The following is a 21,971-nucleotide window of genomic DNA, read 5'->3' on the forward strand; positions in this document are numbered from 1 at the left end:
TTCTAGTGTTGGCGGCGCATCCGCCCGAGCAGGAAGCGACAGTTGCGCTGCCGCCGATGTCGCGGAATTGAGTCAGAAACGGGAGGGCTTTCGCGTCTACCTGCGATTAGACGTTTCAATGTTGATACGTTGACGTTTTGCGGCTGCGGGGCAGTCTGCATTTTCTCCCCGAGCTATTACCGGATTTTCGGTCATGCCAATCCGATCTTGATACCGTTATAGCTTTAATGAAATAACGCCGTGGACAAATTCATTGCCTTGTCAAACATCGGGAAGCGCCTTACGTGAGACCCCTTATCCCGGCGGCCGGGGGACGGGAAGACATTGCCTTTCATGCAATGTCTTCTGACACCTAATTGTGCGCTTTTTCCATAGGCGTCACAGCCAGCCGCGAACCACCTCGCCAGCCCAGCCGAGCCCTACCTTGCGGACTTTGCAACTTCGTGACCGCGACTGAAATCAGTATGTTGACCACCGCACGCCCATCGTTTCAAACTGCGCCCGTATCAGGATTTGGCCTAATGCGTTTATTTTCCTATGGCATTTCGTCAGATTGTCGTCTATGTTGCAATGCAAGGGGCTTCAATGCGCGATCGGCCCAGCACCTCCACGGGCGGTGTGCGGGACGAAAGCGCGCAATAAAAATCATTCCGAGGTAAAGAAGCAGGCACGACCGTCGTTCTGGTCCGGCATCCCATCGATGCCGGATGTTCAATTGTCGTGAACCGGGACATCCCGACCTATGCGAGGCGGGATGAAAATGGGGCTAGAGCCGCTCGAGACGGCCGGCCTCGGATTGGGTTTCGATCGATACGGGTAAGTATTAGTGCGATGTCTTATACCGCGATTGATCGAAATCAAAGTTTCGACCGATGCATGCCGTTTTAATACGTCTGAGGAACAACGGTTAGGCATCGATACGGGGGGCAACATGAACAACAAAGCGTCGAATCCGCTGCGCGCCGAGCGGACGGTTCTTTTTCTTTCGCTGAAGCCCGATGTGGTCGGCGAGGACGGACTCGTCTCGGCCGGCTGGCATGTCGTTCACGCCAGAACACCTCAGCAGGTCGACCGCATGCTCGAACGCGGTGTCATTCGCGTCGGCGTCGTCGCGATGCCGCTGGACTGCACCGAGCAGCAGTTGGCCGAGCTCGAAGCGTCTGTGTCCCATACGGACGCAACGTGGGTGGCACAAGTTCGTCACGGACAAGCCGAGCAACCCGCGATTCGGCGCTTCATCCTCGACTACTGTTTCGATTTCGTCACGATGCCCTGCGACGATCAGCGGCTCGCGATCGTGCTCGGCCATGCGCATGGCCTCTCGGTCCTGCGTGACAGCGTCGACGCGGGTCCGCCGATGCCGGGGTGCTGCAAGATGATCGGCAACAGTGAACCGATGCAGCGGCTCTATCGCGGGGTAGAGAAATGCTCCCGTAACGATGCGCCCGTCTTTATCGCCGGCGAATCGGGCACGGGCAAGGAATTGACCGCGCACGCGATCCACGATCGCTCGGCGCGCGCGGCCCAGCCCTTCGTCGCGATCAATTGCGCGGCAATTCCGCCTTCGTTGCTCCAGTCCGAGTTGTTCGGTCACGAGCGCGGCGCGTTTACCGGCGCCTTGCAACGAAAGATCGGGCGCATCGAGGCCGCCGCCGGAGGAACGCTCTTTCTCGACGAAATCGGCGATATGCCGCACGAGTGCCAGGCCGTCCTGTTGCGCTTTTTGCAGGAGGGGACGATCGAGCGCCTCGGCGGCAACGCCTCGACCAAGGTCGACGCGCGCATCATCTCGGCGACCCACGTCGATTTGCAGCAGGCCATCGAGGCGGGGCGTTTCCGGGCCGACCTCTATCATCGGCTTTGCGTGCTGCGCCTCGACGAGCCGCCATTGCGCCAGCGCGGCCACGATATCAAACTGCTCGCCTACCATGCGCTCACGCTGCATAAGCGCGACGGCCGGCGCAAGATTCGCGGCTTTTCGAGCGATGCGATTACGGCGATGTTCAACTACGCGTGGCCCGGCAATGTCCGCGAGCTTATCAACTGCGTGAGGCGTGCCGTCGTGATGGCGGAAGGACGCTTCATCACGGCCGATGATCTCGGTCTGCCCGATGCCGGGCCGAAGCCGGGGCGCACGCTCGCCGAAGTCCGTTGCGAAGCGGAGCGCGCGGCGGTACGCGAGGCGCTGGCGCGTCACGCGTACAGTCTTTCGAGTGCGGCCGCGGAGCTGGGCGTTTCGCGCGCCACGTTGTACCGCCTGCTCAATGCGATCGGGCTGCGCTCGGAGGCGCCGATGATGCGTCAGCTCGACGTGGTTGGCGGAAGCGACCACCGCGAATCGGACGATCCGGGCGAATCGAGGCCGCAGCAGGTCGCATAGGCTCGAGCCGAGCCTAAGAAAGAAGTATCGGCGCGAACCGCCCAAAGTCAGCTCGATTCGCTGCGTTTGCGCTGAGCGGTTCGCCTTTCTTCCAGAGTCGTTCGTTCGATTTGAGGCACGAGGATGTGCGCCGCGCTTGGAAATCCAGGGCGCAGCGCATATCCTGAGCATCGACACGCCGGCCCGCGGCGATCGTCACTGCCTGTCATGATCGACGAAAAAAGGAGGAAAGCATTCATGGCGCGTCCCATCGATTCCGGCATCATCTTCTTCGCCCGCCTTGCGCTTGCCGTGCTCTTTCTCTGGGGCGGTGTCATGAAGCTGCTGGCTTATTCCGGTTTCGTGGGGTATCTGCATTCAAAAGGCGTGCCGTTCCCCGAGATCGGTGCGGGGATCGCGACGGCAATTGAGCTGATCGGCGGCATTTTCCTCGTCGTCGGCTTCTTGATCCGACCGCTCGGCATCATCATGGCAGCCTATACGGTCATCACGGCCGTGCTCGGGCATGATTTCTGGAACGTGGTCGATGCGGCCGTTCAGCGCGACATGGTGATTCATTTCTGGAAAAACATCGGCATAGCAGGCGGTTTCCTTCTGCTCTGCGTGACGGGCGCCGGCGCGCTCAGCATCGACGCGGCGCGTACGCCGAAGCGGCGTCTGCTGTAGATACAGAAATCGCGCCGGACAAATCGAACGTTCGTCGGTATGAATCATCGTCTGCGCACGGAGCTTGCTTCTCTTACCGCTACGAACGCTTCGGCTTCATCACGGAGGGCGCAGCGATGATCGAGAATTTCGAGCAGACCATAAACGGCCGTCCGATGCGGTTTTGCGCGACGCTCGGCGAAGGGGAGTTGGCGCATCGCGTCATCATCAGCCGCGACGATTCGGCTGAGACGCTCGTGGTATTCGATTCGAGCGGATTGCTTGGCGCACTGAAAGCGGACATGGAGCCGCCCGACAAGCTTATCGCCAATGCAATTCGCAAGGCGTGCGAAGAAGGGCTCATCGAGCGTGCGCTCGACACGGGCACGATACAAAACGCCAAGCTGTGACGGCGGCTTCCTCGCGTGCGGGCGGTGTACGTTTTTTCTAACGCCGCCCGTTTTTTTTCGTGTAACGCTCATCTTCCTTGCGGCTCATGCGCGCCGTGGCGCGCCGGCGCGCCTGCGAGTTCCCGCCGCGCGTGCCCTTCCGGGTGGACGAGAATGCTTGCCAACATGCCTGCAATGAGCAACGCGGCGGAAATCGCGGCCGAGGCCTGTAGCCCGGTCACCACCGCTTGCGTGCCCGTGCCGCTCGCGAGGGCGCCGAACGCGGCAACGCCTACAGCGCCGCCCGCCTGACGCGCGGTATTTAGGACGGCCGACGCCGTGCCGGCGCGATGCGGTTCAACCGAGGCGAGGATGGCCGTCGTCATCGCGGGCACCGCGAGCCCCATGCCACCCGGAATCAACAGAAACGGCACGACGAGCGCCGCGTACGAACTGTCCGCTCGCGCTGTATGCAACAAGCCGTAGCCGAGAGCGCCGATCGCGGCGCCCAACATCATGGGGAAGCGCGGCCCGCGGCGCGCGACCACCCAGCCGCTCACGACATTGGAGACCAGGAAGCCCCCCGTCAGCGGAAGGAATGCGAGGCCCGCCGTGAGCGGCGTCTCGCCATGCGCACGTTGCAGGTAGAGGCTCAAGACGAACACGGTCCCGTAGTAGGCCAGGTTCACGCAAACGCCGAATACGACGGCCGCGCTGATCGTTGCGTCGCGCAGCAACGATAGCGGCACCATCGGCGCTTTGCTCCGCATTTCGATCACGACGAATACGATGCAGGCGAGCATCGCGGCCGCCAATGCGCCGACGATCCACGGACTTCCCCCGCCTAGAGGCTGTGACTCGATAACGGCGCCCGTGAACGCGGTCAATGCGACGATTGCGGCGCATTGACCCGGAACGTCGATGCCGACCGTCCCGCTCGTTCGACGGCGTGATGTCTCTTCTCGTTCATTCGGCACCCACGCAAACGTGGCCAGCAGACCCAGCGCGCAGATCGGCAGGTTGACGAGGAAGATGCTGCGCCAGCCGAATGCGGCGATCAACAGCCCGCCGAGGACGGGCCCCGCCGCAATCGAGACTGCGCCCGATGCGGTCCATAGCCCGACGGCGCGAGCGCGCAAGTGAGGGTGGTGGCCGCATGAGCGGTTCAGGAGCGCGAGCGAGTTCGGCAGCATCGCGGCCGCGGCGGCGCCTTGTACCGCGCGAGCGGCGACGAGCGCCGGCGCGTTCGGGGCGAGACCGCATGCGAGCGACGCCAATGCGAACAACGCGAGGCCCGCCGAGAAGAGTCGCCTGGCGCCGTAGCGATCGCCGAGCACGCCGGCCGAAAGCATCAGCACGGCGAACGCGAGCGTGTAGGCGTCGACGATCCATTGAAGACTTGCCACCGGCGCATGCAACTGGTTGCCGATGCTCGGCAAGGCGATGTTGACGATCGTCACGTCCAGTTGCGTGACGACGAATGCAATGCTGACCGTGGCGAGGATGCGCGCGTTCGTTGGTGTGAACCGCGCGGTTGCTTGGAGAGGTGTGAGCGTATTCATTGGACCCATGTTAGCGACGCGGCGTAAGGAATGGTTCGTCATCGAGTGAAACGTCGATGGATGGTCAGCGTCGCCGCGGGCCGTCGAATCCCGGCTGGTCCAGCGGAAGTTCGTTCTCGCTGGCATTGTGCGGCTGCGTACCGATGACCAGGGGCGCCTCTCCCTAGACTCGTTGTGGCTGCGCGTCGTCCTCGAACGGAGAAAACCAATGTCCCAAACCTCGGGCGGGGCAGCATTCAAAGAGTTCATCGCGATGCTGTTCGTTCTGACAGGCGTCGCGAGGGCGACTCGCGCCTTGCTGTGGCGGGACCGCGTGGCGATCCTCCTTTATCACGATCCCGACCCAGCGACGCTGGATGCGCATCTCGGTTATCTGCGCGAAATGTGCGATTTCGTGCCTCTCGAAAAGGCGCGCACGCCGGGGCAGGGGCGTCCACGCGCCGTGATCACGCTCGACGATGGTCACATCGGCAACGCGGATCTGCTGCCCGTGTTCATCAAGCATCGCGTGCGCCCAACGATCTTTCTTTGCAGCGGCATTGTCGGTCGCGCGCGCACGCACTGGTGGTTGCATCCGGGAGCGAAGAAAGCCGGCATCGAGCGCCTCAAGCATATGACGAATGCGGAGCGCCTTGCTGAACTCGATGCATACGGCTATCGCCAGGACGGCGACGATCGAGCGACAGGCCTTACCGTCGAGCAAATCGAAGCGATGCGTCCGTACGTGGACTTTCAGGCGCACACGCAATTCCATCCGGTGCTGACGCGTTGCAACGATGCCGAATGCGAGAACGAGATCGTCGCTTGCAAGCGCGAGATCGAGCAGCTGGTTGGGAACGCATGCTCACATTTTGCGTATCCGAACGGCAACTATGGGGAGCGGGAAGTCGAGTTGGTGAAAGCAGCAGGCTACACGAGCGCTCGAACATGCGACGTCGGCTGGAACGACGGTTCGACCGATCCGTTTCGGCTGCGCACCATCATCGTCGACGATCACGCGTCGGTGAGATGGTTCGCAGCGCAATTGACCGGCATCCCGCTCTCGTTTCGCTATTTGCGCCGCGGCGGGTGGGGAGGGCGCTTCCCGCAGTTTTGATCGTGCTCGATGTTCGCCGTCCGTCAGACAGCCGGCAACGCCGGCCGCGTTTCGATCGCCTTGCGAATCAACGATTCGACGGCCTTGCGCTCGTCACCGGCCAACGGCAGCCGCGGCGGACGCACGTGCTCGGTACCCAGGCCGACGATGGCTTCGGCGAGCTTGATGTTCTGCACGAGCTTGTGCGACACATCGAGTGCGAGCAACGGCGCGAACCATCGATAAATTTTCAGCGCCTCCGCGACGCGGCCTTGCTGAAGCAGGCGATAGATTGCCACCGTTTCCCGTGGAAACGCGCAGACGAGCCCGGCGACCCAGCCATGCGCGCCCATCAGCATCGCCTCCATGGCCAGATTATCGACGCCGCAGAGGATCGAATAGCGTTCGCCCACCGCGTTGATCAGATCGGTCACGCGCCGCACATCGCCGCATGATTCCTTGATCGCCACGATCTTTGGCTCGTCGGCGATCTCGGCGAACATCTCGGGCGTCATATCGACACCGTAGGCGAGGGGATTGTTGTAAATCATGAGCGGCAGGGGGCTCGCCTTCGCAACCATGCGGAAATGATTGAGCGTCTCGCGGCGATCCGACAAATAGCGAAGTCCCGGCAGGACCATGTAGCCGGCCGCGCCGTGCGCGGCGCCGCGCTCGGCCTGACGGCAGCCGTCGAGCGTGCTGTTTTCCGCAATCGTCAGCAGCACGGGGACGCGGCCGCGCGCGGCTTCCACAGCGATGTCGAGCACCTCGAGCTTTTCGTCGAGCGAAAGCGTCGAGGCTTCGCCGAGCGAACCGGAGACGATAATGCCGTCGACGCCCGCGTCGATCTGCGCCTCGATGTTCTTCTTCGTCCAAGCGCGGTCTATGCTGAAATCCTCGTGAAACTTCGTGGTGACCGCGGGCAGTACGCCCTTCCATGTAGTGGCCATTGCTCCTCTCCTTGAGCGAATCCGGTAGACGGGATGTTCGGCAGTGTATGCCCGAGGCACCGAGGCGTCTTGCGGCCTACGCGCATCGGCGATGACGATTTCGGCATAACCGGGAACCCGCATCGATGTGCCGAAATCGTCATTGGCGGCGCGCATCGGCGCCAAGACGGCAAGCCTCGCGCATTCCTACCATTGGCGCAGCAATCGTTCAGGCCGGGGTCCCGGCTCACCGGCCTTGCTGCCGGGGTTTCAAACCGAGGCTAGTTTTACGATGAAGACCATCCCTATTATCGACTCCCATACCGGCGGCGAACCCACGCGCCTCGTCGTGGCCGGCGGCCCCGACCTCGGCAGCGGCCCGCTTTCCGAGCGGCTCAAGCGGCTGCGCGAGCATCACGACGACTGGCGCGCCGGCGTCGTCATCGAGCCGAGAGGCTCAGACGTGATCGTCGGCGCACTGCTTTGCGAGCCGCATGATTCGAGCTGCTCCGCGGGCGTCATCTTTTTCAACAATGTGGGCTATCTCGGCATGTGCGGCCACGGCACGATCGGGCTCGTCGCATCGCTCGCCTATATGGGACGCATCGAGCCGGGGCGTCACCGGATCGAGACGCCCGTCGGCATCGTCGAAGCGACGCTTAACGAAGACGGAAGCGTATCCGTACGCAACGTGGCTGCGTATCGCTATCGTCGCGCCCTGACCGTCGATGTGCCGGGGTACGGGGCCGTCACGGGCGATGTCGCATGGGGCGGCAACTGGTTCTTCCTCGTGTCGGAGCACGGGCGCACGCTCGAGCCGGCCCACATCGGCGAACTGACCACGTTCACGCATGCGATCCGCGAGGCGCTCGAGGCGCAAAGCGTGACCGGAGCGGGCGGTGCGCTCATCGATCATATCGAGCTCTTCGCGCGAAGCCCGCGCGCCGGTATCGACAGTCGAAATTTCGTGCTGTGCCCCGGCAACGCCTACGACCGTTCGCCGTGCGGCACGGGCACGAGCGCGAAGCTCGCGTGCCTTGCCGCGGACGGGAGGCTCGCCCAGGGCGAGGTCTGGCGGCAAGAGAGCATCATCGGCAGCGTCTTCGAAGGGCGCTATGTCTCGCTCGACGATGCTGCCGCGAGCGAAACAGACGATCAATCCGATGCGGTCCGAGCGATCGACGCCGGATCAGGCGATACGCGGGCCATCGTGCCTACCATCACAGGCCGCGCGCACATCATGGCCGAGGGCAAACTCTGCTTCGAGGAGGACGATCCGTTCGCTTCAGGGATTCCCGTTGCGTGAACCGAATGAAAGCTGACGCACTCGTCGTAGGGGCGGGCATCGTCGGTGCCGCCTGTGCTGCCGAACTCGCCGCGCGCGGCATGAAGGTGGAGGTGTTCGAGGCCGGCGGCATCGGCTGCGGCGCCACCGCGGCGGGCATGGGGCACATCGTAGTCATGAACGATACACCGGCCGAGTTCGCGCTCGCGCGCCATTCGCGCGATCTTTGGCTGGCACTCGCTCCGCAACTGCGACGCGACGATGCGTTTCACCGCTGCGGCACGCTATGGGCCGCCGCTGACGAGGAGGAATGGCAGGCAGCGCGCGCGCTGCACGAGACGTTCGCTACGCACAGGCTGAGGGCGCATTTGCTCGATCAGGCGGCGCTGCACCAATGTGAGCCTCAACTCGCTCCGTCGCTCGTGGGCGGGCTGCTCGTCGAAGACGATGCGATCGTCTACGCTCCGCGCGCGGCCCAGTGGCTGCTCGCCGAATCGTCAGGACACCGAAACATCGCGTTGCGGACCGAAAGCGAAGTCGTGGCCGTCGACGCGCGCACCGTGACGCTCGCCAGCGGCGAGCGCGTCGGCGCGGACGTCGTCGTTGTCGCGAACGGCCTCGCCGCGACGCGGCTCATTCCCTCCTTGCCGCTGCGCGCGAAGAAGGGGCATCTCGTCATCACCGATCGCTACCCGGGATTCATTTCTCATCAACTGCTCGAGCTCGGCTACATTAAAAGCGCGCATCGATCGGGCGGAACATCGGTTGCGTTCAATGCGCAGGCGCGGCCGACAGGGCAGTTGTTGCTCGGCTCGTCGCGGCAATTCGATACCACCGATCCCGACGTCGAGGTGCCCGTGCTCGCCCAAATGCTCGCGCGTTGCGAGCAGTATCTGCCGGGGCTCGCGCGGCTCAACGCGTTGCGGGCGTGGACGGGCTTTCGCGCCGCGACGCCTGACGGCCTGCCGCTGATCGGCCCGGCGCCGCCGGGCTCGGGCGTGCCTGGCGTCTGGATGGCCACGGGGCACGAAGGGCTTGGCGTGACGACTTCGCTGGCAACGGCGAAACTGCTTGCGGCGCAACTCTTCTCGACCGATGCACCCATTGACGTCGCACCGTATCTGCCGGGCCGCTTTTGCGCAGCCGTGTCCGCGGGCTGACGCAGGTCGCCGCGCCCCTATAATCGAGGCACATTTCGATTTTCGCGTGCGACGCGCGAGCTCGCGCGACCCCGACGATGCTGCCGATGCTTTCCTTGCCCGATGTGCCCGCGGGCACGACCCTCTCTGACATGTTGCCGCTCTTTGAACAGCTCGAGCCTGTCTTCGATGCGCTGCCGGACGTCGTGTTCTTCGTCAAGGACGCGCAAACACGCTACGCGCTCGTCAATCGCACGCTCGCTTCACGCTGCGGCTGCAAGGAAAAGGACGCGCTCATCGGCAAGACGACGGAGGAGGTCTTTCCGAGCCGCTTCGGCAGCGTCTATATGGCACAGGACAAAGCCATCATCGATGGCAGCCCCGCGATACTGGATCAGCTCGAACTGCACCTGTATCCGGGACGCCAGCCAGGCTGGTGCCTGACGACGAAGGTTCCGCTGCGCAGTGCCGCGGGCGGGATCGTCGGCGTGGCCGGCATTTCGCGCGACCTGAAGGCGAGCGAGAAGACGCATCCCGCCTATTCGCGCCTGGCGGCGATCGTTCAACATATTCAGGAGAACTACAGAGAGCCGTTGAACATGGCGCAATTGGCGCGGAAGGCCGGCATGTCGGTGGCGCAGCTGGAGCGGTACTTTCACAAGGTCTTTCATCTGACGCCGCGTCAGGTATTGCTGAAGACGCGCCTGGACGCGGCGACGGCGCTGCTCGTCTCGAGCGATAAAGTGACGGACGTGGCCGCGCTCTGCGGCTATACCGATCACAGCGCGTTCACGCGGCAGTTCAAGGCGACAGTCGGCATCACGCCGAGCGAATATCGGACGTTGCTGCTCGGTCGGACTCGTTGACCGGGTCGAAGAACGTCGCAATGTGACGGTGCGTAAGCGCGAGTAACGCAATGTATCGAGCGGGAACGGCGCCCGCACCGTCTCGTCTCACGAATAGCGGCGCGTGGCCACGGCAACCGTCGGGCAAAAATGGGCGGCGATCGACTTGCAGCGGATTTCTAGCTTCTGGCCGATCGGCGCTGATGCTAGTTTGCAAGCCGCCTTGACGCATGTCGACCGGTGGCCGATATTGGGCCGCGTGATCGGATTTCGAGTATCGGTAGGAATGTCCACATTTGCAAATTTTACTGTGCGGTCTGCGCGACGCGCTGTTTTGGCGCCGACGCCTGCCTCGCCGACGCGGGGCGTAGGACCGCCGTCGGTTGCGTGGTAAGGGGACGACGATGCGCAACGAACCTCGTGAGGGCCCGCGATTTCCGGCAACGTGCTCACGTTGCGGCGGCCGGATCGACGAGCCCGTTTCTTTTTGCCCACATTGCGGCACTCATGCGCGGTTGGCGCTCGGTGGCGACGAGCCCGCTTCGCGCGAGGAGCCTTCGAAGAACGCAGGCGCCGATTTGCCACTCGGCGAGGCACTCTGGGCCTCGCGCCCGAGGCCGCTTTTCGCGGCCGATTTCGATTCGTCTTACCGCGACATGCATCCGCCCATGTCCGGAGGCGGCCGACATTGGGGATTGAAGGGCGGCACCGCGCTCACGCTTCTCGCATTCGTCGTTCTCTACGGTGGCGCTGTCTTGCTCCATCGTCATGACAATGCGTCGACGCAAACGCAGCAGACCACTCAACGGATGTCGGAAGGCAGCGTGCAAGCCGGCCAGGGCGGGGCTTCAGCGGAGGCGGCGGACCGTCGCGATGCGGAAGCTCGCCGTGCGCAGGCGGGCCCGGCCGTCGCCGCCGCCACCCCCGCTCCATCTCCAGGGACGAAATCCTCAGGGGCGCCGAAGACGGCGGCTAATTCCGCTGCGCCGGTTCCGCGGCCGGCGATCAATGCGCCGAGTGCACCGCAGCCTTCGCCACAGACGCTCGCCAAGCAGGCGGAGGTCGCACCCGCTCCGCAGCAGGCCGCTCCCTCTTCGCCTCAGGTCGCGGAGCAGGTGCCCGCGAAGCCTGCCGCGCCCGCTCCGTCGGTCGCTTCGATCGAGCCGAGCGCATCGGACCTGACAGGTTTTTCCACGACGCAACCCGGTCCGTCCTCCGAGCAGCAGTCCTCGCACCCGTCGGCGGCCGTCGCGCCAGTCGTCGTGCCGCCGTCCGCTCAGTCGGCTCAGTCGGCGGGACGGTCGAAGAGTGCGGCTCCGCGGCAAAGCCGCCAGACACTGGCCGCGGCGCGCGCGCCGTCGGCCGCATCGCCTTCCGCGAAGGACGAAGCGCACAGCGAACGGCGCCAGGCATCGGTTGCCCACTCCATCGCCGCCGCTCAGGAGAATCTCGCGAAGAACAATCTTTCGGGCGCACGTCGCGCGATTGCCGCCGCGCAGGCCGCGCAGCCCGACAACAGCGATGCGTTCATGTTGCAGCGCGACTTGGTTTCGCGTGAACAAGCGCGCGATGCGGCGCTGGTTGCCGCACGCACCTGCTTCGTCGAGCAACGATGGACTTGCGCGTGGCACAACGCGGGGAACGCGCTGTCGATCGATGCGAGCAGCGGCGAAGCGCGCGCGCTCGTGAATCGCGCCATGATCGAATCCAATGCGTCGGCACGGCCTGAACCCGCCCAGCCGGCAGTGCCGATGTTGGTCGAGCCCGGGCGACCGCCCGCGCCGGCGGCGGGCGCGCCGGTTCAGTCCGCGCAGACAAGGCCTGCCGCGCCTGCGACGACCGCGCAAATGCCGCCCATACTGGAAAGATCGTCGGCAGCGCCCACGACAGCCGGTCCGATCGCGCCTACGCAGACCCGACCCGCGAGCCCGGCGTCGACTCAGCCGGATGTGCCGATGCTGACGCAATAGTCACAGGTCTTTATCGTGCCGGCGGTGCGCTCCTGCAGCGCATTGCCGGCTCACCAGCTCGCTGCCGCCCGGCAAGAGGCGATCTTCCTTCCGTTAGCACTCCTGAAGAACAGCGCTGTCCGCTCGCCTTGTCGATCGCCATGGTGAGGCGCTGCTCCATCGTATTCCACCGCGTGTGCCCGTTCTCCACTTCCCGGCAATCGAAGATAATGGCTCGTTTCTAAAAATCGTACGGATCGTGAGCGATGGGTCGTAATCTGCCTTTGAACGCATTGCGCGCGTTCGAAGCCTCGGCGAGGCACCTCAGCTTCACGCGTGCGGCACGCGAGCTCAGCGTCACTCAGGCGGCGGTCAGTCAGCAGGTGCGCGTGCTCGAGGAGCGCCTCGGCGCCGTGCTCTTCAAGCGGCTGCCGCGCGGGCTCGGCATGACCGACGAGGGCCTCGCGCTGCTGCCCGTGCTGACCGACGCTTTCGACCGCATCGACGCGGTACTGAGACAATTCGAGGGCGGCCACTTCCATGAAGTGCTGACCGTCGGCGTCGTCGGCACGTTCGCCGTCGGATGGCTGATGCCGCGACTCAATCGATTCCGGGCCGACCATCCGTTCGTCGAGTTACGACTGCTGACTCATAACAACCTCGTCGATGTCGCCGCCGAAGGGTTCGATTGCGCGATCCGTTTCGGCGACGGCAAATGGCCCGGCATGCAGGCCGAGCGCCTCATCGAGGCGCCGCTCGGCGTGCTGTGCGCGCCCGACGTCGCGGCGCGGCTGTCCACGCCTCGCGACCTTGCCGATGAGACGTTGCTGCGCTCGTATCGCGCCGACGAATGGGTTCGTTGGTTCGAAGCGGCCGGCGTCGAGCCTCGAGCGATCCGGGGGCCCGTCTTCGACTCGTCCCGCCTGATGGTGGAAGCGGCCATGCAAGGGGCCGGCGTGGCGCTCGCGCCGGTGCGGATGTTCGAGCGCGAGTTGCGCTCGGGGCGCCTTGTCTGCGCATTCGACGTCGAAGTCGATACAGGAAGCTACTGGCTTACGTGGCTCAAGTCCAAGCGCGTAACGGCCGCGATGCAATCGTTCATGAACTGGATCGTCGCGCAGGCACAGCCCCTGGGCTGACCCCTCAGGCGAAACCGAGGCGCTTCGACAAATCCGCAACGAGAATGGCCAGTCGGGCGGGCTTCTCGTAGCATGAGACATCGAGCCGGCGAATGACATCGCTGATTTCGGATTCGCTCGCCTTGCCTGTGAGCAGCTCCCCGGTCAGCAGAAAGACAGGGGCGGCCGACTGACGCGAGCGGCGGACGGCTTCGATCGCCGCTGCCGCCGTTTCGTCGCCGAACAGCCAATCCGTGACCACGGCATCAAACGTTTGCGTGCGCAGCGCGTTTTCGAAATCCGAAAGACTTTCGTGCACGACCGGGCTGAAGCCGCTTTGCTCCAGATACGCGCGCAGCGCTTCCGCGGCGGTGCGATCGCTGTCCACCACGGCGACCACGGGCCGGCGATCCTGCGCGCGCTGCGGGTGGATTTCGATTTTGACGACTTCGCACGCATCGGCCGCAAGCGCGCCTTCGGCCCGCACGACTCGCCACTGGTCGCCGCGCGGGTAGGCGACGTACTCGGCATATCGGTGGGCGTTGACCGGATTGCCGATCCAAGCGATGCAGGGCCATTCCGCGGGACCGATGCATAGCAACGCCTCGCGTGCGCTTGCTTCGGCGACCCCAGGTTCGTCATGTGCCATCCCGACAAGCTGCGCCGCCGGCTCGTTGAACGCTTCGGCGACCTTGCGGATCTGCGCGAGCGTCCACGGGCTGCTGCCGCGCAGTTTGCGGTGCCCCTGGGAGAAGCTCAGCTCCAGTATCCGGCACAGCTCGGTCGTCTGTTGCCGCTTGGCGATGCCGCGCTTTGTCATCAGCGCGCGGACGCGTTCGGCGACGGCCAGTGAATCCATTGAGGTTGCATCGTTTGTCATGCTGCTGGGGACGTTTCGTCGTCCGAGAGCGATTATGGAATAACCCCCGCCGCGCCGCGGGAGGGCGGAGCGGCCGGCGAAACATACGAAGGAGCGCGGCGTATTTTAACCGCGCAACCAAGCTGCGCCGTTTTTCAATTGTGTATCCAGCCGTTAAGTTTGCAACTATCGACGACGCTGATCGCTATAACGAATCGACGCCCGCGCGGACGCCGGCGTTGTTGTCCCGAGTCAGTGCGTCACCGAGAGAAAGAGGTAGGCGGCGAACACGGACAGATGCACGGCCCCTTGCAGAATCGTCGTGCGGCCCGTCGCGAGCGTGAGCGTGCTGACGAGCAGCGTCAGCGCGAGCAGAACGGTTTCCATGCCGCCGATGCCGAGCGTGAGCGGGCGGCCCGCCGAGACGAATACCGCGGCGACGGTCGGGATCGTGAGCCCGATGCTGGCAAGCGCGGAGCCGAACGCCAGATTGAGGGCCGTTTGCAGCCGATTGGCGTGGGCCGCGCGCGCGGCGGCCATGCCTTCGGGCAAGAGGACCAGCGCCGCGATGACGATGCCGACGACCGCCTCAGGCGCGCCGGCGCCGACGACCATGCGCTCGACGGCGGGCGAGAGCTTCTTGGCCAGCAGGACGACGGCGATTAGACAAACCGGTAGTGCAATGCTGCTGACGAGCGTGGTGGTGAGGCCGGGGGGCGCCGCATGCGCCGACTCGTCGCCGTTGGCCTCGCCGGCGAGAAAGTAATCGCGGTGCCGCACGGTCTGGATGAAGACGAAGACGCCGTAAAGCACGAGCGACGATACGCCGGCGAAGGCGAGTTGCGACGGCGACAGGACGGGGCCCGGCACGGCGCTCAGATAGTTGGGCATGACGAGCGTCAGCACGGAAAGCGCCGCGAGCACGGAAAGCGCGGCGTTCGCGCCGCGCACGCGGAAATCCTGCTCGCCGTGGCGTAGGCCACCCAGCAGCAGACATAGCCCGACTATGCCGTTGCAGACGATCATGACCGCCGCGAAGACCGTATCGCGCGCAAGCCCCGACTTTTCGGGGCCGGCGGACAGCATCACCGAGACGATCAGCGCGACCTCGATGATGGTCACGGCCACGGCCAGCACGAGTGTCCCGAGCGGCTCCCCGACGCGGTGCGCAACGACCTCGGCGTGGTGCACGGAGGCAAAGACGGCCGCGGCGAGCGCGAGCGCGACCAAGACGAGGAATAGGCCATGCTCGCCCGCATACGGCGACGCAGCAAGGACGGCCCACGCGACGATCGGCGTGGCGAGCGTCCAACGGGGCAGCGGATGAGGCGGTTCTTGCATCGTTCTTGTCCTTCTTTCGGCAGGTCCGGGGCGCCGCTCGCCGGGGAGGCGGCGGGCGAATGCTTTCACGCGTGAAGTAAGATGCCAGACGCCCGCGCATCGAGGCAAACATTCTTCGCGATGAACATGAATGCCGAACCTTACCGTATCGTTCCGCTCGTGCGCGACGAACTGCCCGTGGACACCGTCGAGCTCGCCCGGTTCATGATCGGCAAGTGTCTCGTGCACGATTCGCCTCGCGGGCGCATGAGCGGCAGAATCGTCGAAACCGAAGCGTATCCCATCGGCGATTCCACGAGCTATGCCTTCCGCGGGCTGCGCCCTTACAATGAGCCGCTCTTTCGGGCGCGCGGGCATGCGTACGTGCGGCTAGTGTACGGTGTCTCATACACGATCAATATGTCGAGCGAAGAAGAGGGCGTCGGCGCGGCCGTCCTGTTTCGCGCCATCGAGCCGCTCGACGGGCTCGCCTTGATGCAGGCGCGGCGTCCCGGGGCCCGCGTTCTCGATCTTGCCCGCGGGCCGGGCCGTCTTTGCACGGCGTTCGATATTGGCCCACAGTGGGACGGTGTCGATCTATGCTGCGGCGCAGGCTTATGGATCGGTCGCCTGAACGATCGTTCGGACGCCCCCGGTGCTCCGGAGCGCCAACCGGTCGCCGCGACGAAGCGAATCGGGCTCTCGCGGGAAATGCATGCGCTACTGCGCTTTTATGAGCCCGGCAGTCCGTTCGTCAGTGGTCCTAAGCGATTGCTGACGGCTCCCCTAGCGGGGTGAGCGCATGCGCCGGTGTCGCGCTCACGCGGCTACGGCCACCGATTCGAACAGCGCGCGGCGCGTTTGCGCGCCGAGCATGATCGTGAGAGCCACCGCATGTTCGACGCCGACCCGCATCGGGGGACCGAAACGGTGCGTCTCGACGCCCGCTTTTCTGAGCATGCGTTCGATGGCGATCGTCGTGACCGTCACATAGCTCGTGATACCCATCTGGTCCGCAAACCGGACGACTTCGCGCATCGCCTCGAGTGCGAGCGCCGCGAAGCCGAAGCCGCGTTTTTCCGGTGATTCGATCGCAAACCGGCTCAACTCCCAGACATGCGGCGATCGAGGTGCCTGCCGGCCATGCAGCAGATCGGCAAACGTATCGCGCAGCATGTAAGGTGCGGTGGTGGGCATGAGGCGCCAGCACCCGCACAGCGCGTCGTGCTCATCGTGGACCAGCATGTAGTACGGCGAGAGCGCGTCGTACCCATCGATTTCCATGCCGGAGAGGATGGCTACCTCCCATCCCATTCGCTCGCCGAAAACGCGGGCTCGCAGGCGGTACATACAGGCCAGTACATCGACATCGAAATCTTTTTGAGTGCCGATCGCGATTTTCGCTTTCATCTCGTCCTCCATCGTGGTTGGGCTAGCCGATGCGCATAAACCATATGCAGCCTGCTTGCGATGCGAAACTGGCAAGCAAGATAGGTTCAAATGACCGGCGATAGTTGGGATGATTCGCGTACCGAGTACGGAACGAGGTGAAAACAAATGTCAATCATCGATGCTCGCTCTATCGAATCTACCGCTAACGGCCTCCCCGAGCCGCGCGAAGGAAATATCGACAATGCATTCGTTCAGGCTTATCGAAGGAAGATAAGAGAAAGCCAAAAAGTCTTTTGGGCGCGTTTCGGCGTCACGCAATCTCGCGGTAGCCGCTTCGAGCTCGGCGCCAATATTCCGAAGCCCGTGATGCTGCTGCTGAAGCTGTATTTCGCACACCGAATTACTGATGATGACATTTCGATCGCCTTGGGAAAACGCGCGCCGGCTCATCGGCCGGCATCGTTCAGTAGGGATCTATTAAACCCATTCGGGTCGCTTTGACGGCCGCGGCGCTTCTCGAGCTGACGCCGAACTTGGTGCGGATATTGGCCATATGGAAGTTCACGGTGGCTTCCGAGCAGCCGAAGATCTTGGCGATCTCCCAGGTCGATTTGCCTTGTGCCGTCCACTTCAGGCACTCGTACTCGCGCGGCGTCAATTTCGGTATCAACGTTTCGGCGTGACAGGAGAGGAAGCGCTGGCCGGTGTCGAAAGCCACGTCCCGAAGTAGAGCCAAAAAAGGCAAATGGCGCCGCACGCTCGATTCCAGCTCGCGGCGCGATTGATCGCCGCACGCGAAAGAAAGCATGCCGACTTCCTGTTTCGGCCCATGGATTGGCAGAGAGACGCCGGTCGCGAGGCCGTGCCGGCGCGCCTCTTCGTACATTTCCTTTTGCCGGGTTTCGGTAAAAGCCGCCGAAGACCAAATAAGCGGTGCGGTTTGCCTCAGGCAATGGATCACGGTTGGATCGATACGCACGAACGCTCGCTCGTCATAGGTCTCTCGCCAGGAGGAAGCGTGGTTGCTGTGCAGGTAGACGTCGGCATACCGCATGCCCGGACGAGGGATGACGGCGAAAAGAGTATGGTCGAAGCCACATCGGCGCGCCGTCAGGCATAGCGCGCGAAACCAGGACCTCTCGTCGGCTGCACGCCAAAGCGCCGACATCGGTTCGATAAAATTACGCGGCATAAGTCCTCGCAAGTCGGGATTGCCCGCCCGGGAGGACCGGGGCGATATTTTTTTCAAGGTTGTTTTCCGCAAGGTCTGTTGTTGGACTTTTATCGTTCGGAAATGGCCGCGAACGATGCCTCGGCTACGCGTTCCAATGATGCCATCTATGCCCGATGTCGTCTGTAGTCGAGGGCTATCAATTGCCTATCAAAACTGCCCAATTCGAGTAGACATTCGAAATTGCGACGGGCGGAATCGATTACAGATTCGCGCTACGATAATTGTTTTATCGGATTAAGAATAAGTCATCCGGATTTTTATAAGTCGAACCGATACCATTCGAGGTCACCGACTGAACGCGGCGGGGTGCAGTGCAAGAAGTCCCCGAAGGGGGATTCCCTTCAGGGGCTGAGGGCGGACTCCGAGAGAAGGGGCTTGGGGGCGTCGGTCGCCCCTAACGAGGTCAGGTATGTGCCCCCATGATGTAATGCTCGAGTTGCTGAATCGTGAATTGCTGGTCAGAGATGATTGTCTTCACGAGGTCGCCGATCGATACCATGCCGACGAGCCGGTCCTCGTCGATGACGGGTAAGTGGCGCATCCGATGGGCTGTCATCAGAGCCATGCATTCTTCGACCGTATCCGTCGGGCGCACGTAGCGAACATGGGCAGTCATGATGTCCCGCACGGGCGTCGTTTTGGACGAGCGTTCCATGAGCACGATCTTGCGGGCGTAATCGCGCTCGGTAATGATGCCGGCGATCTTGTTGTCGGGGCCTTCAGTGACGATGAGCGCGCCGATTTGATGCTCGGCCATCAGCTTGACGGCTTCGAACACTGAATCGTCCGCGTCGATGGTAACGACGGGACGGCCATGGTGCATTCGCGGTTCAGACTTCGTCGTGAGGATTTGTGCAACGCTCGGCATGTTTCGTCTCCTTTTTGTCATCTGACGACGGCCCGGATAGCTTGCGGCGCGAGCGAAGCGGTGCGGCGCCGATCCGTTGGATGGAGTATAGGTGGTCGAGCGGCGACGTGCCGTCGCGCAACCGGCGCCAACAAACGCTCAAAAGGGAGGCGCCCGCCGCGATGGGCCGTTTTGGCGCGCTCCAGGTGGGGATTGCTATTTTTGGTGGGCCTCCGCTCGGGGCAAGCGCCAGGGAATACGGGTACACTCCCGACTAGCGCCGGTATTTGGCGCGCGGAGATCGTCCTTTCAACTTGCGAGAGTCATGCCCACGTTTTCCCCATCGTCGTCGACGGACGGCGACCGCGCAGAAGAATGCGTCACGCTCGTCGCTACCGCGACCCTTCCTACCCGGTACGGCACGTTCAAGTCGTACGCGTTTCGCGTGAACTCCGGCGATGCCGAGCACCTTGCGCTCGTCATGGGCGATGTGAGCCACCAGAATTCGGTGTTGACCCGACTGCATTCCGAATGCCTGACCGGCGATGTGCTGGGGTCCTACCGCTGTGATTGCGGCGAACAGCTCGATCTCGCGCTGCGCTACATCGCGGCAGAGGGGCGCGGCGTGCTGCTCTATCTGCGCGGACACGAAGGGCGCGGCATCGGCCTCTCGAACAAAATTCGAGCCTATGCACTGCAGGAGCAAGGGCTCGATACCGTCGAAGCGAACCTCGAGCTTGGCCTGCCGGACGATGCGCGCGAGTACGATTCGGCCGCGGCGATTCTGCGAATACTGAAGGTCACGTCAGTCAAACTGATCAGTAACAACCCGAAGAAGTTCGACACGCTCGCGAAGCACGGAATCCCCGTCTGCGAACGCGTGGCCCTGGCGATTCCCGTGCGCGACGAGAACGAGCGCTATATTCGTACGAAACAAGCCAAGTTCGGGCATTACTTCGAGGAAAACGAGTAGTTTGGGGCTGGGCATCGAAAATGGTGGGCGGGCCGACGTGTAGCGTAACGTATCGCTACACAGATGATCAAGCCCCTCCGAGCTTGGCCACGTGGACTCTTCGCTCTCGCTTCAGTCCCTGTTTAACGGGGAATTCGGCGTAGGGCAGACGTGCGGGAAGGATATGACTCTAGCGCCGCGCAGACGGATCCCCGCCGGGACGGTCCGTCACTTTCCGCCGTGTTTCGCCCGCCATTTCTCCATATAGGCGATTTCATCGTGCTGCGCCTTGATGATGCTCCTAGCCAGCCGCTTCAAGCCAGGGTCCTTCCCGTACTTCACTTCGACCTCGGCCATATCAATTGCGCCTTGATGATGGGGAATCATGTGGGCGACAAAGTCTTTGTCAGTGTCGCCGGTGTACGCGGGCGCGCTCATTTCCTTCATCATTTTCTGGTCCGCTTCTTTGAAGGCCGAGGTCGATGGGGACGACCCGCTGTCGGCCGAGCTGGACATACTCATTCCCGGCATCGACGCGCCTTGCTGCGCGGTGGCAGGAAACGCCGCAATGGCCAGTGACAGACATGCGCAAACAGACACGGTGCGGCGGACAAGAAGCTTTTTCATTTGCAATCTCCTTTTGGGTTATTCGGAATGGCCATGATGCTGAGGGGACGCATGGTTATGCGAGCCCTGATGCCCATGTGCGCGATGGTCATGTTCGCCGCTTTTCATCATTTGCATCATCTCCCGACCACCGGTTCTGAAAAACAGGATGGTCAGCGCGATGAACGCGACGCCAAAGACAATGTTGAGAACGGTCGTGTAGTTGAAGGTGATGGCAGCGTCAACGACTGCCGTATGCCGTTCCTTCGGCACCCACCCCAGAAGCTGAAACAATGCTTCGACGACCAATGCAGCCACGACCATCGACAGATAGAAAGTCACGGCAAGGAAGGTTGTCATTCTGCCGCCGTAATACTTCCGGTAGATGTTGAGGATGGGAAGGATGATGAGGTCGCCAAAGATGAAGGAAGCGACACCGCCGAAGCTGATACCGCCATTCCACAATACCGCGGCGAGCGGCACATTTCCCACGGAACAGGTAAACGACGCAACCGCAATGAGCGGGCCTACAAACGCACCCCAAACCATCGCCGCCGTTGGATGACTGACGAGGAAGAATTTCTGCCAGAAGCTGTCGGGAACCCAGGCTCCGAGCGCGCCTGCGACGAGCAAACCGATCGCGATGTCGCGCCACAGCATTGCCCAGTTCATCACGTAGCTGTGGCTAATTGCTATCCACCCGTCCGTGGATAAAAGGCGTTGCTTCCAGGTCCCATGCTGTTCGGCCATCGACATGGCTGCATGGCCTTCCATACTGCCGGCGATACCCTTGTCCGCCTGCTCGATAGCTTTGCTCTTTAACGACTCACTGAGAAAGAAGCGGAAGATCAATACGAGAACGACAATCATGATTGGGCCGCCGATGAACTCAGCGGCGGCGAACTGCCAGGAAATCAGCACCCACATCAGTACGCCTAGTTCGAGCACCAGGTTCGTGGCCGCGAATTGGAACGCCATCGCGGAGGTAAAGTTGCCGCCCTTGCGCACGATGGAGCGGGCCATGGCAACCGCGGCATAAGAACAAGACGAGGACGCCGCACCAAGCAGGCTGGCAACGGTCAGCGAGCGAGGCGACGCGTCGGGTAGGAGCTTCGACATCTCCGACTTCGACACGATAACTTCAATTACTGCGGAGAATAGGAAGCCGAGACTCAGCCCCCAAAAAATCTGCCACAGCATCGTGAAGGCCATCCAGAGGGCATGGCCGACTGCGGTGACTATCTCCATCGCGACCTCCTTCCGCTAGAGTTCTATGCGAGCAGGGCGCGGCTATAGAAGTAAATACCGCGCGGCGATTGACTAAACTGTATGGTGTTGACCGGCTTCAGCGTTTTCATATCGAAACCGCCGACGTAGCGGGGCAGCACCCCTCATGCCCACCAGGAAATCGCGGCAACTTCGCAGACCCGAATATCCGCCGCATG

The 21,971-nt window shown here is 62.9% G+C and carries 21 protein-coding genes; 12 read left to right on the top strand and 9 right to left on the bottom strand.

Annotation, left to right across the window (positions count from 1 at the left end):
* Window positions 1-931 precede the first annotated feature (931 nt).
* The 3 genes from AB4Y31_RS25435 (at window position 932) to AB4Y31_RS25445 (ending at window position 3,435) form a co-directional block, all read left to right on the top strand.
* A complete protein-coding gene (locus AB4Y31_RS25435; protein ID WP_368676408.1) occupies window positions 932-2,380 on the top strand; it encodes a sigma 54-interacting transcriptional regulator in 1,449 nt (482 codons plus the stop codon).
* A 237-nt stretch (window positions 2,381-2,617) separates the two neighbouring features.
* A complete protein-coding gene (locus tag AB4Y31_RS25440; protein ID WP_026229430.1) occupies window positions 2,618-3,046 on the top strand; it encodes a DoxX family protein in 429 nt (142 codons plus the stop codon).
* Window positions 3,047-3,162: 116 nt separating this feature from the next.
* A complete protein-coding gene (locus tag AB4Y31_RS25445) occupies window positions 3,163-3,435 on the top strand; it encodes a hypothetical protein (RefSeq protein WP_018439384.1) in 273 nt (90 codons plus the stop codon).
* A 68-nt stretch (window positions 3,436-3,503) separates the two neighbouring features.
* Here the strand turns inward: AB4Y31_RS25445 and AB4Y31_RS25450 are convergent, their stop codons facing one another.
* Entirely contained in the window at window positions 3,504-4,976 is a 1,473-nt protein-coding gene (locus AB4Y31_RS25450; RefSeq protein ID WP_368676409.1) for an MFS transporter, read from the bottom strand.
* Window positions 4,977-5,229: 253 nt separating this feature from the next.
* Here AB4Y31_RS25450 and AB4Y31_RS25455 point away from each other — a divergent pair, with 253 nt between their 5' ends.
* A complete protein-coding gene (locus tag AB4Y31_RS25455) occupies window positions 5,230-6,072 on the top strand; it encodes a polysaccharide deacetylase family protein (protein ID WP_223258557.1) in 843 nt (280 codons plus the stop codon).
* 23 nt (window positions 6,073-6,095) lie between these two features.
* Here the strand turns inward: AB4Y31_RS25455 and AB4Y31_RS25460 are convergent, their stop codons facing one another.
* A complete protein-coding gene (locus AB4Y31_RS25460) occupies window positions 6,096-7,001 on the bottom strand; it encodes a dihydrodipicolinate synthase family protein (protein ID WP_368676410.1) in 906 nt (301 codons plus the stop codon).
* Between the two features lie 271 nt (window positions 7,002-7,272).
* Between AB4Y31_RS25460 and AB4Y31_RS25465 the strand changes: the two genes are divergently transcribed.
* The 5 genes from AB4Y31_RS25465 (at window position 7,273) to AB4Y31_RS25485 (ending at window position 13,337) form a co-directional block, all read left to right on the top strand.
* The gene (locus AB4Y31_RS25465; RefSeq protein ID WP_368676411.1) at window positions 7,273-8,286 is read left to right on the top strand and encodes a proline racemase family protein; all 1,014 of its coding nucleotides are present in this window, start codon (window positions 7,273-7,275) and stop codon (window positions 8,284-8,286) included.
* A gap of 5 nt (window positions 8,287-8,291) precedes the next feature.
* Window positions 8,292-9,425 (top strand): NAD(P)/FAD-dependent oxidoreductase, encoded by a 1,134-nt coding sequence (locus AB4Y31_RS25470; protein WP_368676412.1) that lies wholly within the window; start codon window positions 8,292-8,294, stop codon window positions 9,423-9,425.
* A 77-nt stretch (window positions 9,426-9,502) separates the two neighbouring features.
* Window positions 9,503-10,270: a helix-turn-helix domain-containing protein gene (locus AB4Y31_RS25475; RefSeq protein WP_368676413.1), complete on the top strand. Its 768-nt coding sequence runs from the start codon at window positions 9,503-9,505 to the stop codon at window positions 10,268-10,270.
* A gap of 383 nt (window positions 10,271-10,653) precedes the next feature.
* Complete coding sequence (locus AB4Y31_RS25480) at window positions 10,654-12,219, top strand: hypothetical protein (RefSeq protein WP_368676414.1); 1,566 nt, start codon at window positions 10,654-10,656, stop codon at window positions 12,217-12,219.
* A 245-nt stretch (window positions 12,220-12,464) separates the two neighbouring features.
* Entirely contained in the window at window positions 12,465-13,337 is an 873-nt protein-coding gene (locus tag AB4Y31_RS25485; RefSeq protein WP_368676415.1) for a LysR family transcriptional regulator, read from the top strand.
* 4 nt (window positions 13,338-13,341) lie between these two features.
* Here AB4Y31_RS25485 and AB4Y31_RS25490 read toward each other — a convergent pair whose 3' ends face one another.
* Together AB4Y31_RS25490 and AB4Y31_RS25495 are read right to left on the bottom strand one after the other, a co-directional pair.
* Window positions 13,342-14,196, bottom strand: a complete 855-nt coding sequence (locus AB4Y31_RS25490; RefSeq protein ID WP_026229433.1) for a helix-turn-helix domain-containing protein — start codon at window positions 14,194-14,196, stop codon at window positions 13,342-13,344.
* A gap of 231 nt (window positions 14,197-14,427) precedes the next feature.
* Window positions 14,428-15,516, bottom strand: coding sequence for a calcium:proton antiporter (locus tag AB4Y31_RS25495; RefSeq protein WP_368676416.1), 1,089 nt, complete (start codon window positions 15,514-15,516; stop codon window positions 14,428-14,430).
* 120 nt (window positions 15,517-15,636) lie between these two features.
* On the opposite strand from AB4Y31_RS25495, the gene AB4Y31_RS25500 reads away from it, so the two are divergent.
* Complete coding sequence (locus AB4Y31_RS25500) at window positions 15,637-16,293, top strand: DNA-3-methyladenine glycosylase (RefSeq protein ID WP_368676594.1); 657 nt, start codon at window positions 15,637-15,639, stop codon at window positions 16,291-16,293.
* Window positions 16,294-16,314: 21 nt separating this feature from the next.
* Here AB4Y31_RS25500 and AB4Y31_RS25505 read toward each other — a convergent pair whose 3' ends face one another.
* Window positions 16,315-16,905, bottom strand: a complete 591-nt coding sequence (locus AB4Y31_RS25505) for an acyl-homoserine-lactone synthase (protein ID WP_368676417.1) — start codon at window positions 16,903-16,905, stop codon at window positions 16,315-16,317.
* Window positions 16,906-17,052: 147 nt separating this feature from the next.
* On the opposite strand from AB4Y31_RS25505, the gene AB4Y31_RS25510 reads away from it, so the two are divergent.
* The gene (locus tag AB4Y31_RS25510) at window positions 17,053-17,388 is read left to right on the top strand and encodes an XRE family transcriptional regulator (RefSeq protein WP_189595301.1); all 336 of its coding nucleotides are present in this window, start codon (window positions 17,053-17,055) and stop codon (window positions 17,386-17,388) included.
* Here AB4Y31_RS25510 and AB4Y31_RS25515 read toward each other — a convergent pair.
* Both AB4Y31_RS25515 and AB4Y31_RS25520 read right to left on the bottom strand, forming a co-directional pair.
* On the bottom strand, window positions 17,351-18,079 hold the full coding sequence (locus tag AB4Y31_RS25515) for an autoinducer binding domain-containing protein (protein WP_368676418.1): 729 nt from the start codon (window positions 18,077-18,079) through the stop codon (window positions 17,351-17,353). The genes AB4Y31_RS25510 and AB4Y31_RS25515 overlap by 38 nt on opposite strands.
* 445 nt (window positions 18,080-18,524) lie before the next feature.
* The gene (locus AB4Y31_RS25520; protein WP_018439399.1) at window positions 18,525-18,989 is read right to left on the bottom strand and encodes a CBS domain-containing protein; all 465 of its coding nucleotides are present in this window, start codon (window positions 18,987-18,989) and stop codon (window positions 18,525-18,527) included.
* A gap of 304 nt (window positions 18,990-19,293) precedes the next feature.
* Here AB4Y31_RS25520 and ribA point away from each other — a divergent pair, with 304 nt between their 5' ends.
* Window positions 19,294-19,941, top strand: coding sequence for a GTP cyclohydrolase II (gene ribA / locus AB4Y31_RS25525; RefSeq protein WP_018439400.1), 648 nt, complete (start codon window positions 19,294-19,296; stop codon window positions 19,939-19,941).
* A 207-nt stretch (window positions 19,942-20,148) separates the two neighbouring features.
* On the opposite strand, the gene AB4Y31_RS25530 is transcribed toward ribA, so the two are convergent.
* On the bottom strand, window positions 20,149-20,547 hold the full coding sequence (locus AB4Y31_RS25530) for a DUF305 domain-containing protein (RefSeq protein WP_368676419.1): 399 nt from the start codon (window positions 20,545-20,547) through the stop codon (window positions 20,149-20,151).
* An 18-nt stretch (window positions 20,548-20,565) separates the two neighbouring features.
* Entirely contained in the window at window positions 20,566-21,774 is a 1,209-nt protein-coding gene (locus tag AB4Y31_RS25535) for a permease (RefSeq protein ID WP_368676420.1), read from the bottom strand.
* Window positions 21,775-21,971 lie beyond the last annotated feature (197 nt).

This window comes from Trinickia sp. EG282A (assembly GCF_040965455.1).
In the GTDB taxonomy this organism is placed as follows: domain Bacteria; phylum Pseudomonadota; class Gammaproteobacteria; order Burkholderiales; family Burkholderiaceae; genus Trinickia; species Trinickia symbiotica.

Bases quoted from the DNA above. Each gene is read 5' to 3' on its own strand.
- AB4Y31_RS25435 (WP_368676408.1), top strand. From the start codon at position 932: ATGAACAACAAAGCGTCGAATCCGCTGCGCGCCGAGCGGACGGTTCTT.
- AB4Y31_RS25440 (WP_026229430.1), top strand. From the start codon at position 2,618: ATGGCGCGTCCCATCGATTCCGGCATCATCTTCTTCGCCCGCCTTGCG.
- AB4Y31_RS25445 (WP_018439384.1), top strand. From the start codon at position 3,163: ATGATCGAGAATTTCGAGCAGACCATAAACGGCCGTCCGATGCGGTTT.
- AB4Y31_RS25450 (WP_368676409.1), bottom strand. From the start codon at position 4,976: ATGAATACGCTCACACCTCTCCAAGCAACCGCGCGGTTCACACCAACG.
- AB4Y31_RS25455 (WP_223258557.1), top strand. From the start codon at position 5,230: ATGCTGTTCGTTCTGACAGGCGTCGCGAGGGCGACTCGCGCCTTGCTG.
- AB4Y31_RS25460 (WP_368676410.1), bottom strand. From the start codon at position 7,001: ATGGCCACTACATGGAAGGGCGTACTGCCCGCGGTCACCACGAAGTTT.
- AB4Y31_RS25465 (WP_368676411.1), top strand. From the start codon at position 7,273: ATGAAGACCATCCCTATTATCGACTCCCATACCGGCGGCGAACCCACG.
- AB4Y31_RS25470 (WP_368676412.1), top strand. From the start codon at position 8,292: ATGAAAGCTGACGCACTCGTCGTAGGGGCGGGCATCGTCGGTGCCGCC.
- AB4Y31_RS25475 (WP_368676413.1), top strand. From the start codon at position 9,503: ATGCTGCCGATGCTTTCCTTGCCCGATGTGCCCGCGGGCACGACCCTC.
- AB4Y31_RS25480 (WP_368676414.1), top strand. From the start codon at position 10,654: ATGCGCAACGAACCTCGTGAGGGCCCGCGATTTCCGGCAACGTGCTCA.
- AB4Y31_RS25485 (WP_368676415.1), top strand. From the start codon at position 12,465: ATGGGTCGTAATCTGCCTTTGAACGCATTGCGCGCGTTCGAAGCCTCG.
- AB4Y31_RS25490 (WP_026229433.1), bottom strand. From the start codon at position 14,196: ATGACAAACGATGCAACCTCAATGGATTCACTGGCCGTCGCCGAACGC.
- AB4Y31_RS25495 (WP_368676416.1), bottom strand. From the start codon at position 15,516: ATGCAAGAACCGCCTCATCCGCTGCCCCGTTGGACGCTCGCCACGCCG.
- AB4Y31_RS25500 (WP_368676594.1), top strand. From the start codon at position 15,637: ATGAACATGAATGCCGAACCTTACCGTATCGTTCCGCTCGTGCGCGAC.
- AB4Y31_RS25505 (WP_368676417.1), bottom strand. From the start codon at position 16,905: ATGAAAGCGAAAATCGCGATCGGCACTCAAAAAGATTTCGATGTCGAT.
- AB4Y31_RS25510 (WP_189595301.1), top strand. From the start codon at position 17,053: ATGTCAATCATCGATGCTCGCTCTATCGAATCTACCGCTAACGGCCTC.
- AB4Y31_RS25515 (WP_368676418.1), bottom strand. From the start codon at position 18,079: ATGCCGCGTAATTTTATCGAACCGATGTCGGCGCTTTGGCGTGCAGCC.
- AB4Y31_RS25520 (WP_018439399.1), bottom strand. From the start codon at position 18,989: ATGCCGAGCGTTGCACAAATCCTCACGACGAAGTCTGAACCGCGAATG.
- ribA (WP_018439400.1), top strand. From the start codon at position 19,294: ATGCCCACGTTTTCCCCATCGTCGTCGACGGACGGCGACCGCGCAGAA.
- AB4Y31_RS25530 (WP_368676419.1), bottom strand. From the start codon at position 20,547: ATGAAAAAGCTTCTTGTCCGCCGCACCGTGTCTGTTTGCGCATGTCTG.
- AB4Y31_RS25535 (WP_368676420.1), bottom strand. From the start codon at position 21,774: ATGGAGATAGTCACCGCAGTCGGCCATGCCCTCTGGATGGCCTTCACG.